Source organism: Marinobacter sp. G11 (genome assembly GCF_021282325.1).
GTDB classification, from domain to species: Bacteria; Pseudomonadota; Gammaproteobacteria; order Pseudomonadales; family Oleiphilaceae; genus Marinobacter; species Marinobacter vinifirmus.
The window spans coordinates 124,580-136,924 of sequence record NZ_JAJSPB010000001.1; the positions used below are offsets into that span (position 1 = coordinate 124,580).

Sequence of the window (12,345 nt, forward strand, 5' to 3'; positions counted from 1 at the left end):
AATGCCGGAGAAAGCACCACCCGCCCCGGCAATTCCGGCACATTACCGGCTGGCCCTGGCACTCTCCCTGGCCTTTATGGCACACACCCTGTTGCTTGCCGGACTTCCTGCCCCCTTGCAGGAAGTCCGCGAGGTCAGCCACCGGGTTGTTTTCCGTCTGGCCAGCGCACCCTCTGAGGCCACCCGGGCCAGTACCCCGGCTAGCTCCCCGGCCCGGCCGCCGCGGCACCCCGAGTTCGAAGTACCGACCACACCGGAAGCCGTCACCACTACCGCGCCTTCCAGGCCAGCGCCGAAACCGGAGCCAGAGCCGGCCCTGGAAGCTCCCGAACCAACGCCCCAGCCCGCGCCAAGGCCGGAACCGGCACCAGCACCGGCCAGTACGCCAAGCATCGAGTCAGCCCCGCGCACCGGCGAGCCGGAGTCTGCCGACACCATTGCCCGGATCACCGACTCCCCCGCTGAGCGCGATCCCTACCTGATTTTGCTGGCCACCCACCTGGCCGAACAACTGGACCAGCAACGGGTACCCGCAATCTCCCAGCTTGGGGAACAGGTAAGTATGGAACTTGAGCTGACATTACTGCCCAACGGTGCCCTGACCCGGGCCCGGGTAATCAGATCAACGGGGATACAAAGAATAGACGAGGCCGCCTATCGGGCCGCGCTGGCCGCCAGCCCCTATCCGGAGCCGAAAGGAGAGGAATCGGACCGTTTCGAGGTAAAACTGGTGTTCACCCCGAAACGGACCTGAAGGGTCAGATCAGGCTTCGGCCTGCTTTACCGCATCTTTAACAACCTTGGCCAGCTCACCGCTTTCAGCCATTTCCAGGACGATATCGCAGCCACCCAGCAGTTCGCCGTTGATGTACAGCTGCGGGTAGGTCGGCCAGCTGGAGTAGATTTTCAGGGCTTCACGCAGTTCCTGGTTGTCCAGGATATTTACAAACGCAAAACGCTCGCCACACGCCATCAGGGCCTGGACGGTACGGGAAGAAAAGCCGCACTGCGGAGCCTGGGGAGTACCCTTCATGTACAGAATGACCGGGTTCTCTTCCAGCTGGCTTTTAATGGTTTCATTGATGTCCATGAACATACACCTCTGATTGAAAATAGGGGGCGCCGCATTCCGGCTCTGGTTGGCTATTGTACACACCTGCCGGAGCGCACACCAAGCGGCTCCGGTTGATCCGGAGCAAGCCCTGCCGGGCAGCGTTGTCATAGCGGTTGCGAAGGGCTAGACTTGATGCCCTTTTCAGAACCAATCCGTTCCGGAGTTTCCTTGAAGGGGCCTTCCATGGCAGTAAGACATTTCCTGACACTGAATGACATGTCCACCAGCGAACTTGAAGACCTGCTGGACCATGCCTCCCGCCTGCGCCGGGACTGGCGTGCGGGCAACGTCAGAGATTCCCTTAAAAACAAAGTCCTGGCGATGATCTTCGAAAAATCATCCACCCGCACCCGGGTGTCTTTCGAAGCGGGCATGGCCCAGCTGGGCGGTTCTGCCATGTTCCTGTCACCCCGTGATACACAGCTGGGCCGTGGCGAGCCGATCGAAGACTCTGCCATCGTGATCTCCAGCATGGTGGATGCGGTGATGATACGTACATTCGCTCATGAAACCGTGGAGCGTTTTTCCGCTGCCTCCAGCAAGCCGGTCATCAATGCCCTGACAGACGATTTCCATCCCTGCCAGTTGCTGGCCGACATGCAGACCTACCGGGAACACCGGGGCAGCATCAAGGGTGCTACCGTGGCCTGGATTGGCGATGGCAACAATATGTGCCATTCCTACATCAACGCGGCAGCACAGTTTGATTTCCACCTGAACGTAGCCTGCCCTGAAGGCTACGAGCCGGACGCGAAACTGCTGGCCGACCACGCCGACCGGGTGACGGTATACCGCACACCGGGCGAAGCGGCCACCGGCGCCGACCTGCTGGTAACCGACGTCTGGGCCTCCATGGGCCAGGAAGACGAACAGAAGGCCCGGGAACGGGCATTCCGGGACTACCAGATCAACCCTGCACTGATGAGCCAGGCCAACAAGGATGCGCTGTTCATGCACTGCCTGCCGGCCCACCGGGGTGAAGAGATTTCCGCCGACATGATGGAGCATCCCGGCTCTGTGGTATGGGACGAGGCCGAAAACCGCCTGCATGCCCAGAAAGCCCTGCTCGAATTCCTCATTCTGAACCGTCTGGACTGATCCATGGTCAATACACCGGCACCGGCTTCCGGCTGGTTACTGGAAGTGAACAACCTGTCCTGTGGTTACGGCGGCGATTCCGTGGTGCGGGACGTCAGCTTTGCCCTTAGCCATGGTGACATCGGCTGCCTGCTTGGCCCCAGCGGTTGCGGCAAAAGCACCATTCTCCGGGCCCTGGCCGGTTTTCTGCCCATCAGCCATGGCGAGATCCAGCTGCAGGGCCAGGCCATCAGCCTGCCCGGCCGCACGCTGGCGCCGGAAAAGCGCAAGATCGGCATGGTCTTCCAGGACTATGCCCTGTTCCCGCACCTGACCATTGCCGATAACGTCGGCTTTGGCCTGAAAGACCTGAAAAAGCCCGAGCGCCGCGAGAAGGTCATGGAACTGTTGAACCTGGTGCACCTGCAGGACCTTGCCGACAGCTATCCGCACCAGTTGTCAGGCGGCCAGCAGCAGCGGGTGGCCCTGGCCCGGGCCCTGGCTCCGGAACCTACCCTGATCCTGCTGGATGAGCCGTTCTCCAACCTGGACACCGACCTGCGCCGCAGGCTAAGCCTGGACGTGCGGGAAATTCTGAAAACACTGGGCATCAGCGCCATCCTGGTCACCCACGACCAGCAGGAAGCCTTTGCCATGTGTGACCAGATTGCCGTGCTGCAAAGCGGACAGATCCAGCAGTGGGACGTGCCCTACAACCTGTACCATGAACCCTCCAACCGCTTTGTGGCCAGCTTTGTCGGCCAGGGCGGCTTCATCCCCGGCAAGGCCCTGGGGCCGGATATCATCGAATCCGAGCTGGGCATTATTCATGGTAACCGTGCCTACAAGTGGCAAGAGGGAACCCTGGTAGACGTGCTGATCCGGCCCGACGACATCGTTTACGATGAACACTCCGACCTCAAGCCCAAAGTGGTGGAAAAGACCTTTGCCGGCACCTCTACCCTGTACCGTTTCCGGTGCTCGGAAGACTCCGAATTTGAAGCTCTGTTCCGCAGCCACCTAGATTTCCACATTGGCGAGCAGGTGCCGGTGCGGGTCGAGGCCGACCACCTGATCGCTTTCGAGCGCACCGCCTGAGTCGGTCGCGCTCAGTTATTACACACCCGCTCCACAGCATCCAGCCAGCCGGCGTAGAGGGATTCCCTCAAAGCCGGTTTCATATCCGGCCGGAACTGGCGCTCGCATTCCCACATTCCGGTAATCTGCTCCAGGTTCTCGAACACACCGGTTTGCAATCCGGCCAGGTAAGCCGCCCCCAGTGCCGTGGTTTCGGTCACCCTGGGCCGGTCTACCGGTACATTCAGGATGTCGGCCAGGAACTGCATAACCCAGTCGTTCACCGCCATGCCACCGTCCACCCGCAAGGACTCCAGCCGGGCACCGTCGTTACGGATAGCCCGCACAAGGTCCTTGGTCTGGTAACAGACGGATTGCAGGCCAGCGGTTACGATTTCGGCAATGCCGGTATCCCGGGTCAGTCCCAGAATGGCACCGCGGGCATTCGGATCCCAATGAGGCGCACCCAGCCCGGTGAAGGCTGGCACCAGGTACACCGCATTGTCGGCGCCCACAGCCTCGGCGTGGCTGGTCGATTCGCTGGCGTGGGCAATCAGCTGTAAGCCGTCCCGCAGCCACTGCATGGCAGCACCAGCCACAAAGATACTGCCTTCAATGGCGTAGCAGGGCTTGCCGTTGAGCCGGTAAGCCATGGTCGTCAGCAGGCGGTTCTCCGAGCGCAGGGCCTTGTCGCCGGTATTGAGCATCAGGAAGCAGCCGGTGCCGTAGGTGCTCTTGGCCATGCCCGGCTCAAAACAGGCCTGGCCAATCAGGGCGGCATGCTGATCACCGGCAATACCGGCAACCGGTACCGCTGCCCCCAGCCATTCCTCGGCGGTCTGGCCATACTCATCCGCGCTGTCGAGCACCTCGGGCATCAGCGCGGCAGGCACCCGGAACAGCTTCAGGAGCTCGTCATCCCAATCCTGGGTGTGGATATTGAACAGGGCCGTTCGGGAAGCGTTGGTGGCATCTGTGCGGTGGGCTTCGCCCCGGGTCAGGTTCCATAAAAGCCAGCTGTCGACCGTACCGAACGCCAGCTCGCCTGCCTCTGCCTTTTGCCGGGCACCTTCCACGTTGTCCAGCAACCAGGCAATCTTGGTGGCAGAGAAGTAAGGGTCTATCAGCAATCCGGTGCGGTCCACCACCAGCGATTCGTAGCCATCGGCCCGCAACTTGGTGCACAGAGAGGCCGTGCGACGGTCCTGCCAGACAATGGCGTGATGGATTGGCTCTCCGGTCGCCCGGTCCCAGATAATGGTGGTTTCCCGCTGATTGGTAATGCCGATTCCCGCCAGGTCTGACGCCTGCAGGCCTGCTTTGTCCAGCGCACCGCGGCAAACCGTCAGCGTGCTGTCCCAGATTTCCCGGGCATCGTGTTCTACCCAGCCATCTTTCGGAAAGTATTGATGGAATTCCTGCTGGGCCACGGCAACCTGGTTACCGGTTTCGTTAAAGACAATCGCTCTGGAACTGGTGGTGCCCTGATCAATGGCTAAGAGATAACGGGACATCTAACTCTCCTGTTGTTTTCAGGAGATTCTACCAGCCGGGGCTGTGTGGAGGGGAACAGATACAAGGGACAAAAACCGGAAGCAAAAAAAAGGGCCGGAAAAGACCGGCCCTCAAATGACGAATGAAACAAGGAAAGTTCGTAAGAACTACAACCTCAAAAGTCATCCCTTACGTTTTCGATTATTGACCAGCCGCCCCACGGGTTCAGTAGCGGTTCTGTAGAGGTTTGTTACATCTGGTGAGGCCGCGAGCACTGGTTCACAAAACTGAGTCCACCGGCTTACGACGGGGCCAGACCAGGCTGAACCGGGCTCCGCCCAGCTCGTCGCTACGGCCCAGAAACGCCTGCCCGCCATGCCAGTAAAGTATGCGGCGAACAATCGACAAGCCCAGGCCATAACCGCCGGAAGTTCGGGTACGGCTGTCATCCAGGCGGGCAAAGGCGGTGAAGACTTTCTCCCAATCCTGTTCGGGAATGCCGGGGCCATCGTCTTCTACATCGATGCGGCAGGTATTTTCATCCAGCTGGCAGTTCACCACCACGCGGCTGTCGGCGTAGCGGGCAGCGTTGCCAACCAGGTTCTGGATGGCCCGGTGAATATAGCGGGGCTCCATGTCCGCCAGCGCCCAACGTTCAGAAGCCTTATCAATACGGCACTCAATGTTGATGCCTTCGCGGATCTGTCGTTGCTCCTCCACCACCTGCCGGGCAATATCGGTAACCGAGCCTTCCCGCAGGCTGAACACCGGCCCGCCCTGCTCGAGCCGGGCATAGGTGAGAATCTCGTCAATCAGCTCGTCCAGCTCCTGGATATCACCATCGATACCGGACAACTGCTTTTCCATGGTCTCCGGGGAACTGGCCGATTCGATCATCTGCACACCGAAGCGGATACGTGCTACCGGCGTTCTCAGCTCGTGGGACACCGCGTGGATCATTTCTCGCTGCACCTGCACCAGGCGCTCGATATGTTCTGCCATGCCGTTAAACGAAGAGGCCAGGCGGGACACCAGCGTACCGGCCTCGGATTCCACCCGGGCGCCCATCTCCCCCCGGGCAATACGCACGGCCACCGCCTCGACCTTGCGCAGGCGACCATCCACAAAACGTAATCCCAGATACAGGCCCAGAGCCAGCACACCACCAATCACCGCAGCCAGCAGCACCAGCATTGGCCAGCCCCAGGGATTGAACGGCGCCGGCATGGTCATTCGCACCAGGTCGCCCTCCGACAACCGGAGCAGCACACTGGCACGGCGCCCCTCATGGAACACCGAAAAGCCGCGGTCGCCCAGGTCCTGCAACACCGCCTGGTCCGGTAACTGATCCGCTGACTGCAATGGCCCAATAGACACATTCAGCGATTGCCCCAGTTCTTCGGATACATGGTTCAGCTGCTGCGGATTAGCCGTATCCAGGTGCCAGCGCACCAGCAGGGCCAGCGCACGGGTAAGTTCCGGGTAGGTTTGCTCCAGCGCCAGGCCGAGAATGCTGCCGTCGCCGGCACGCACAAAAAACCGGTAGCCGGTGCCCGCCGGCTCCGCGACCACCTGGCCATAGGCCAGGCGTTCAGCCAGTACCGGGGCATCTTGCAACTGTTCTGGCAGCAGCGTGTGCAGGCCGAACAGCGAAGGCATCCAGTGGTATTGCCGGGCCGGGTCAGGAACCGCCGCCAGCCAGCGCATCAGCGGCTCGGCGGCCTGTTCATGCCAGTACTGGCCCCGCACGGAATTGATGCCGTTGAACAACAGCACACACAGCACCAGCACTGCAGCGGTAATGGCCAGCAGTCGGGCGTAGATTTTCAGGAAGAACTTCAGGGACATGGAAACAAACCCTGGTAACCGGCACCGCCCCGAACGGGCGGCGCCTGGGGCGATCAGGCTTCTTTGACGAACAGATAGCCTTTGCTGCGCACAGTCTTGATACGGCGCGGGTGTATCGGGTCATCACCGATCTTCGGGCGAATGCGGGACACGCGAACGTCAATGGAGCGGTCCTGGCCGTCGTATTCAATGCCGCGCAATGCGGTGAAAATCTCTTCCCGGCTCAGTACCCGGCCGGCATTGCTGGCCAGCAGCCACAGCAGGTCGAACTCGGCACTGGTCAGGTCAATGCTCTGTTCATTGAGCCAGGCTTCGCGCATGGAGCGGTCCACCACCAGGTCATTGAACTGCAAACGCACAGGTTCTTCGCCGGAGTTTTCCTCAGCCGCCATCGGGGTGTTCTCTACCCGGCGCAGCATGGCGCGGATCCGGGCCAGCAGAACCCGGGGCTGAACGGGCTTGCCGATGTAGTCATCAGCGCCCATTTCAAGGCCCAGAACCTGGTCGAGGTCGTCAGTGCGGGCAGTCAGCATGATGATCGGGCCGGAATAGTAAGGCCGAACCCGCCGGCAGATCGACAGGCCATCTTCTCCGGGCAGCATCAGGTCCAGAACCACAAGATCCGGCTGCTCATTGCGGATACGTTCAACGGCGGCGCCACCGTGGGTTTCCAGAGAGACCGTCAGGCCATTGCTCTCAAGGTACTCGCGGGTAAGATCCGCCAGCCGCTCGTCATCCTCTACGATCAGGATTCGCCAACTCTCGTTTGTCTGCTCCACGCCATCCATCTCTGTTGTTATGTGACCGTTGTTCGGGGTTACAGCCCCTGACAATACAGGCAACGTTCAGTTACAGCAATTATACATGCTATTCAGAAATATACATGGAACCGGCAAGGGGTTACAGCTTGTGACACAGTTCCTCTTTTTGCCACACCCCTGCGGCTGTCACAGACACGTCACCGGTAAGTCACCGGCCTGTCATACGCGGTTCATAGCCTTGACCTGAACAAGAAACAACGAGGCAACGCCATGACCGCACAAACTGCACGCACGCAACCACGCCGCGGCCGTAACCTGAAAATCAGCCTGACCCGCAGCCCGGACCAGGTAGAGGCCGCCCAGCGCCTGCGTTACCGGGTGTTTTCCGAGGAATACGGCAGCGACCTGGGCGCCACGGTTCCGGGGCTGGATGCCGATGCCTACGACGCTGTGTGTGATCACCTGATCGTCACGGACGAAGACACCGGCGAACCCGTTGCCACCACCCGAATCCTGCACCAGCAGAACGCCGCTGCCATCGGCGGATTCTACTCGGCCGGAGAGTTTGACCTGGCCGCCCTGGGCCAGTTGCCCGGCACCATGGCCGAGCTGGGCCGCACCTGTGTGCACCCGGATTACCGCAATGGCGGCACCATAACCTTGTTGTGGGCGGCCATTGCCGAGTACCTCACCGAAAGACAGGTCGACTACCTGATCGGCTGTGCCAGCATCAGCATGGCGGACGGTGGCGGCCGGGCCTGGCGCATTGCCCAACACCTGCAGCAGCAGTATTTATCTGCGCAGGAGTGCCGGGTTACTCCGCTGCGCCCCCTGCCCCACCTGACCCATCCGGAAACCCATAAAGCCGAAGACATCCCCGCGCTCATCCGGGCCTATATGCGCCTGGGCGCCAAGGTCTGCGGCGAGCCTTGCTGGGACCCGGAGTTCCGTTGTGCGGATGTGCTGGTACTGCTGGAAGTCAGCAACCTGGCCGGCCGCTACAGCCGGCACTTCCTGCGCAAACCGGCCTGAGCCGCGATGAGCGGGATTCGACTGGTCACCCGGTTGCTGGCCTTTGCCGTGTTCCTGTGTGGCACCTGTGTGCTGACCCTGGCTTTGTTAGCGGCCGACCGGGTCAGAAAGCAGCCCACAGACAAGAATGCCTGGGCCACCTTCTGTTTCCGGCAGGCTTGCCGGTGCCTGGGCTGGCAGGTACAGGTGCATGGCCAGCCCGCCTCCGGCAATGCCCTGTACGTAGCCAATCACATCAGCTGGTCAGACATTCCGGCACTCGGCAGCCTCACCCCGTTGCGGTTTCTGTCGAAGGCTGAAGTTGGCAACTGGCCGGTGATCGGCTGGCTGGCCCGGCAGGCCGGCACCCTGTTTATCAAACGCGGTGGCGGCCAGGCACGGAGAATAAAGAAAACAATGGTGGAGCACCTGCAGGCGGGGGAATCGGTCCTGGTGTTCCCGGAAGGCACCACCAGTTCCGGGCTTGCGGTATTGCCGATGCACGGGTTACTGCTGACTGCGGCGCGGGACGCCGGGGTTCCTGTTCAGCCGGTCACCATCGGTTACCGGCGTAACCAGCGGCCAGACCCGGTTGCGCCCTTCGTGGGTGACGACAGCTTCCAGCGGCACCTGGTGCGCTTGCTCAGCCTGCCGCCAACCTGCATCGAGATCGTGTTTCACCCGCCGGTCACGGCAGACCAGCCGGTGAACGAACTTAGCCGTCATATCCACCAGGAGATCAGCGCCGGCCTGAAGCGGATTCATTCCGGCGAATTCGATACCTGCGAACCGCTGCCGGTCAGAACAGCGGCAGGCCCTGGGCTATCTCGTCTTCCGTAGCCTCGCGGCGACCGACGATTTCCAGGTCAAAATACAGGGTGAATCCTGCCAACGGGTGGTTGGCGTCAACCTTCACCAGGTTGCCGTCAATCGCGACCACCTGGACCACCTGGGCTTCGTCACCGGAATTGGTCTGGAAGCGCATACCCACATCCAGGTTTTCCACCCCTTCGAACAGCGAGCGGGGCACCTTGCGTACCAGTTCGTCCCGGTATTCACCGTAGGCCATCTCCGGCGGAATCGTCACTTCCAGGCAGTCTCCCACCTTGCGGTCTTTCACCGCTTCCTGGATACCTTCGATAATCTCTGGCGAACCATAAAGAAAGTGCAGCGGCTCGCTGCCTTCCGAGGTATCCACCAGTTCGCCAATGCGGTTTTTCAGCACATAGTGGACGGTAAAGACTTCCGGCTTTTCTTGCGGGGTTTGTGCTTGCATCAGTTTTTCGGCTTTCCTGTCGGTGTCGGAGTTTCCAGGCGTTCAAGGCCGTGGATGACCAGCTTGCGATCCAGCTTTTCCCGCAACCCGGAGGGCCGCTGCAGCCCCATGCGCTCAAGCAGCGCCTGGTAGCGACCTTCCTCATCCTCGGCCCGCAGGGCCTGCCAGAGGGTGGCGAGTTTACCACGACGGGAGCCGGTTGCGGCCTTCAGCCCCTTAAGGGCTTTCCCCAGTGTCAGTTCTTCGTCGGTGAAATCCCGGCCGAACGGGAAGGCCGGGAACCAGTCGCCCTCACCCGCCGCATTCATGGCGTTACGCACGGCCGCCGGCGTGTTGTCTTTCCAGTGTGCCGGTATCTTGAAGTCAGCCCGCACCTTGCCGGCCTGCTTGGCCTGTTTCAGCAGCCCTTCCTGGAAACGGGCATCTGCAATGCGGATCAGCCGCAGCATCACCTGCTCGTCGCTCTGGCCCCTCAGGTCAGCAATGCCGTATTCGGTGATCACAATGTCCCGGAGGTGCCGGGGAATGGTGCAGTGGGCGTAGTTATAGACGATGTTGGAAACGGTTTCGCCGCGGGATACACGGGTTGCCCGCAGGGCCAGGATAGACCGGGCACCCGGCAGCTCATGGGCCATGGAGACAAAGTTGTACTGGCCACCCACACCGCTGACCACGCGGCCATCGGCCAGGCCGTCAGACACCGCCGCGCCGTTCAGTGTGTACATCATCGCAGAATTGATAAACCGGCTGTGAACCCGCTGGGCGGCTTTCAGCCGCTGGTTACCGAAGCGGTGGTCATACAGGTGGTTAATATAGTTCACGCTGGTCATGCATACGCGGTCCCGCTGCTCCGGGGGCAATTCCCTCAGGGCCTGGTAGAACTTCTCGGGGCCCACATAGAAACCGCCGTGCATGACAATGCCGCCCGCCAGTTTGTCCCCAAGGGCATGCTCTGCCAGTGCCTGACGGGTTTCCGCATCGGCCAGGTCGGCCTGAACCGATAGCTGTTCATCCAGGACCAGGCGCCCGCCGCGCAACTCGACACCGGCTCGGATCACCCCGTAGCGGATCAGCCACTGCAGGTCCCGGGCCCGAAGGGGTGACTCGATCAGCCCTTCCTTGAGCAGTGCATCCAGCATATCCAGCGAAGGCTGCCCGCTGATATCGCCCTGATTGATCAGCTCTTGCAGGCGGGCGTCGTCGAACACCTCCCGCTCCAGGATGCCTTCCTGCATCAGGTACAGAAAGCCGTCCACCATCATTTCGCTGCAGCCGTACAGTCCCTCGTCAAAGCGGCCGGTACCGCCAGACTCGCTGGCCACCGGAAACTCATCTGCCACGTTCAGGTGTTTGTACACCGCCTGCCAGGCGTCATTGCTGTGGTGGCGCAGAATGGCATTGTGCACCAGCGCGGCCCCCAGGGAACCGATGCCCACCTGAAGCGTGCCACCATCTTTAAGCAATGTGCTGGCGTAAAAGCCGATCATATGGTCGGCGGGGCTGACCGCCATCTGGGGTGCTGAAAACAGGGGATAATCGGTTCTGGAATCTGCCAGCACCACATCGAACTGGTTCTCGGGCACCGCCGCGTCGTGGCCGAACCAGGGCAGGTTGCTGTTTACTTCGCCCACGATGGCCACCGGGGTGCCCTGCGCTTCCCGCTCCCGCATCAAAGGCAGGATATCCAGCGTCAGGTCCGGGTTGCAGCTGAAGCTCAAATCGCCGGGCCGGTCGTGTTCGGCGCCCGGCGACATCAACTGGCCGATCACGTTGATGCCCTGGGCCATCAGGTCACGCACCGCATGGGTGTAGTTGGTGCATACGTAATTGCGCTGCTGGTCCCGGTTATTCAGGTAACTGCCGGCTTTGAAGAAGAATTCAGACACGGTCACGTTTGCCGGCAACCGGTTGTTGGTCACATCCCGGGCGTAGGCCAGCTCGGGAATGTTGCCGTAAAGCCGCCGTGCAAACGGGCCCATAAAGCGTTTTTCAAGGGAGGAGCTGCCTTCCGGGGCAAGCAGGGACAAAGCGGTGACAATGTGCAGCTGAATTTCCGGGTCGTCCTTGGCGCGCTGGTAGAGGGCGTTCACAAAGCGCACCGGTTTGCCCAGCCCGAGCGGCAACCCGAGGGTAATCCGCTTGCCTACCCGCTCGATCACGCGGTCTACACAGTCATTTGCGTTATCGGAATAGATTCCGTTCTGCTCGGCCATTTCCGGCTCCTCGTTCGATGAGAATCTCAACAGTCGTGATGATCACACGAGCAAACGAGGCTGACAATGCGTCAGATCAGGAGAAACGGCAGAAAGCGGAGGTAAAAAAGGGGATCAGAAATTCCAGCGCAGGTTCAGGCACGCACCTTCATTGAGCAGGGCGATACCGTGGTCAGCCTGGGCACCGTCAGATGCGTAGGATTTACCGGAATTGCGGGAGCGCACAAGGCCGAGGCTCAGAAGCCTGGAGCCAATGGCTGCAAAGGCATCACTGCGGTCTTCTTCAACATCCCCAGACATCCATTCCTGGAATTCGTAGATATCTTCGGGCGACATGGCACCATCACGCTCGGCCATCATGCGTTCCGACAGCATGGGCTCGGATAAAACCGGTTCTGCCGCCTCTGCGCGTACCGCGAAGGCAACCAGGTTGAGCACCAGAAGAATCAGAAACAGGCGGATAATCATGACAAC

Annotated in this window: 12 protein-coding genes; 5 read left to right on the top strand and 7 right to left on the bottom strand. The window is 60.9% G+C overall.

The genetic code is table 11. The features are described 5' to 3' along the window. Position 1 precedes the first annotated feature (1 nt). Positions 2-754: a TonB family protein gene (locus LWH94_RS19365; RefSeq protein ID WP_269802438.1), complete on the top strand. Its 753-nt coding sequence runs from the start codon at positions 2-4 to the stop codon at positions 752-754. A 9-nt stretch (positions 755-763) separates the two neighbouring features. On the opposite strand, the gene grxD is transcribed toward LWH94_RS19365, so the two are convergent. Continuing rightward, positions 764-1,090 (bottom strand): Grx4 family monothiol glutaredoxin, encoded by a 327-nt coding sequence (gene grxD, locus LWH94_RS00575; protein WP_036219402.1) that lies wholly within the window; start codon positions 1,088-1,090, stop codon positions 764-766. A 207-nt stretch (positions 1,091-1,297) separates the two neighbouring features. Between grxD and argF the strand changes: the two genes are divergently transcribed. Both argF and LWH94_RS00585 read left to right on the top strand, forming a co-directional pair. Next, on the top strand, positions 1,298-2,212 hold the full coding sequence (gene argF / locus LWH94_RS00580) for an ornithine carbamoyltransferase (protein WP_022988909.1): 915 nt from the start codon (positions 1,298-1,300) through the stop codon (positions 2,210-2,212). Positions 2,213-2,215: 3 nt separating this feature from the next. Continuing rightward, a complete protein-coding gene (locus tag LWH94_RS00585; protein ID WP_232900774.1) occupies positions 2,216-3,289 on the top strand; it encodes an ABC transporter ATP-binding protein in 1,074 nt (357 codons plus the stop codon). Between the two features lie 11 nt (positions 3,290-3,300). Here LWH94_RS00585 and glpK read toward each other — a convergent pair whose 3' ends face one another. The 3 genes from glpK to LWH94_RS00600 form a co-directional block, all read right to left on the bottom strand. Continuing rightward, on the bottom strand, positions 3,301-4,782 hold the full coding sequence (gene glpK, locus LWH94_RS00590) for a glycerol kinase GlpK (protein WP_094624658.1): 1,482 nt from the start codon (positions 4,780-4,782) through the stop codon (positions 3,301-3,303). A gap of 259 nt (positions 4,783-5,041) precedes the next feature. Continuing rightward, positions 5,042-6,610, bottom strand: a complete 1,569-nt coding sequence (locus LWH94_RS00595; protein WP_232900775.1) for an ATP-binding protein — start codon at positions 6,608-6,610, stop codon at positions 5,042-5,044. A gap of 53 nt (positions 6,611-6,663) precedes the next feature. Beyond that, positions 6,664-7,398 (bottom strand): response regulator, encoded by a 735-nt coding sequence (locus LWH94_RS00600; RefSeq protein ID WP_094624656.1) that lies wholly within the window; start codon positions 7,396-7,398, stop codon positions 6,664-6,666. Positions 7,399-7,641: 243 nt separating this feature from the next. Between LWH94_RS00600 and LWH94_RS00605 the strand changes: the two genes are divergently transcribed. Together LWH94_RS00605 and LWH94_RS00610 are read left to right on the top strand one after the other, a co-directional pair. Beyond that, the gene (locus tag LWH94_RS00605) at positions 7,642-8,403 is read left to right on the top strand and encodes a GNAT family N-acetyltransferase (RefSeq protein WP_232900777.1); all 762 of its coding nucleotides are present in this window, start codon (positions 7,642-7,644) and stop codon (positions 8,401-8,403) included. A gap of 6 nt (positions 8,404-8,409) precedes the next feature. Then, complete coding sequence (locus LWH94_RS00610; RefSeq protein ID WP_232900779.1) at positions 8,410-9,222, top strand: lysophospholipid acyltransferase family protein; 813 nt, start codon at positions 8,410-8,412, stop codon at positions 9,220-9,222. Here the strand turns inward: LWH94_RS00610 and LWH94_RS00615 are convergent. The 3 genes from LWH94_RS00615 to LWH94_RS00625 form a co-directional block, all read right to left on the bottom strand. Continuing rightward, positions 9,182-9,658, bottom strand: a complete 477-nt coding sequence (locus LWH94_RS00615; RefSeq protein ID WP_232900781.1) for an FKBP-type peptidyl-prolyl cis-trans isomerase — start codon at positions 9,656-9,658, stop codon at positions 9,182-9,184. The two genes, LWH94_RS00610 and LWH94_RS00615, sit on opposite strands and share 41 nt — an antisense overlap. After that, positions 9,658-11,871 carry an acetyl-CoA hydrolase/transferase C-terminal domain-containing protein gene (locus tag LWH94_RS00620; RefSeq protein WP_232900782.1) on the bottom strand — a complete coding sequence of 738 codons (2,214 nt, stop codon included), beginning with the start codon at positions 11,869-11,871 and terminating at the stop codon, positions 9,658-9,660. Before LWH94_RS00620 ends, LWH94_RS00615 begins: the two co-directional genes overlap by 1 nt. Before the next feature lie 114 nt (positions 11,872-11,985). After that, positions 11,986-12,339 carry a hypothetical protein gene (locus LWH94_RS00625; protein WP_058340321.1) on the bottom strand — a complete coding sequence of 118 codons (354 nt, stop codon included), beginning with the start codon at positions 12,337-12,339 and terminating at the stop codon, positions 11,986-11,988. Positions 12,340-12,345: the final 6 nt, after the last annotated feature.

Bases quoted from the DNA above. Each gene is read 5' to 3' on its own strand.
- LWH94_RS00605 (WP_232900777.1), top strand. From the start codon at position 7,642: ATGACCGCACAAACTGCACGCACGCAACCACGCCGCGGCCGTAACCTG.
- grxD (WP_036219402.1), bottom strand. From the start codon at position 1,090: ATGGACATCAATGAAACCATTAAAAGCCAGCTGGAAGAGAACCCGGTC.
- LWH94_RS00600 (WP_094624656.1), bottom strand. From the start codon at position 7,398: ATGGATGGCGTGGAGCAGACAAACGAGAGTTGGCGAATCCTGATCGTA.
- LWH94_RS00615 (WP_232900781.1), bottom strand. From the start codon at position 9,658: ATGCAAGCACAAACCCCGCAAGAAAAGCCGGAAGTCTTTACCGTCCAC.
- LWH94_RS00620 (WP_232900782.1), bottom strand. From the start codon at position 11,871: ATGGCCGAGCAGAACGGAATCTATTCCGATAACGCAAATGACTGTGTA.
- LWH94_RS00595 (WP_232900775.1), bottom strand. From the start codon at position 6,610: ATGTCCCTGAAGTTCTTCCTGAAAATCTACGCCCGACTGCTGGCCATT.
- glpK (WP_094624658.1), bottom strand. From the start codon at position 4,782: ATGTCCCGTTATCTCTTAGCCATTGATCAGGGCACCACCAGTTCCAGA.
- LWH94_RS00625 (WP_058340321.1), bottom strand. From the start codon at position 12,339: ATGATTATCCGCCTGTTTCTGATTCTTCTGGTGCTCAACCTGGTTGCC.
- LWH94_RS19365 (WP_269802438.1), top strand. From the start codon at position 2: ATGCCGGAGAAAGCACCACCCGCCCCGGCAATTCCGGCACATTACCGG.
- LWH94_RS00610 (WP_232900779.1), top strand. From the start codon at position 8,410: ATGAGCGGGATTCGACTGGTCACCCGGTTGCTGGCCTTTGCCGTGTTC.
- argF (WP_022988909.1), top strand. From the start codon at position 1,298: ATGGCAGTAAGACATTTCCTGACACTGAATGACATGTCCACCAGCGAA.
- LWH94_RS00585 (WP_232900774.1), top strand. From the start codon at position 2,216: ATGGTCAATACACCGGCACCGGCTTCCGGCTGGTTACTGGAAGTGAAC.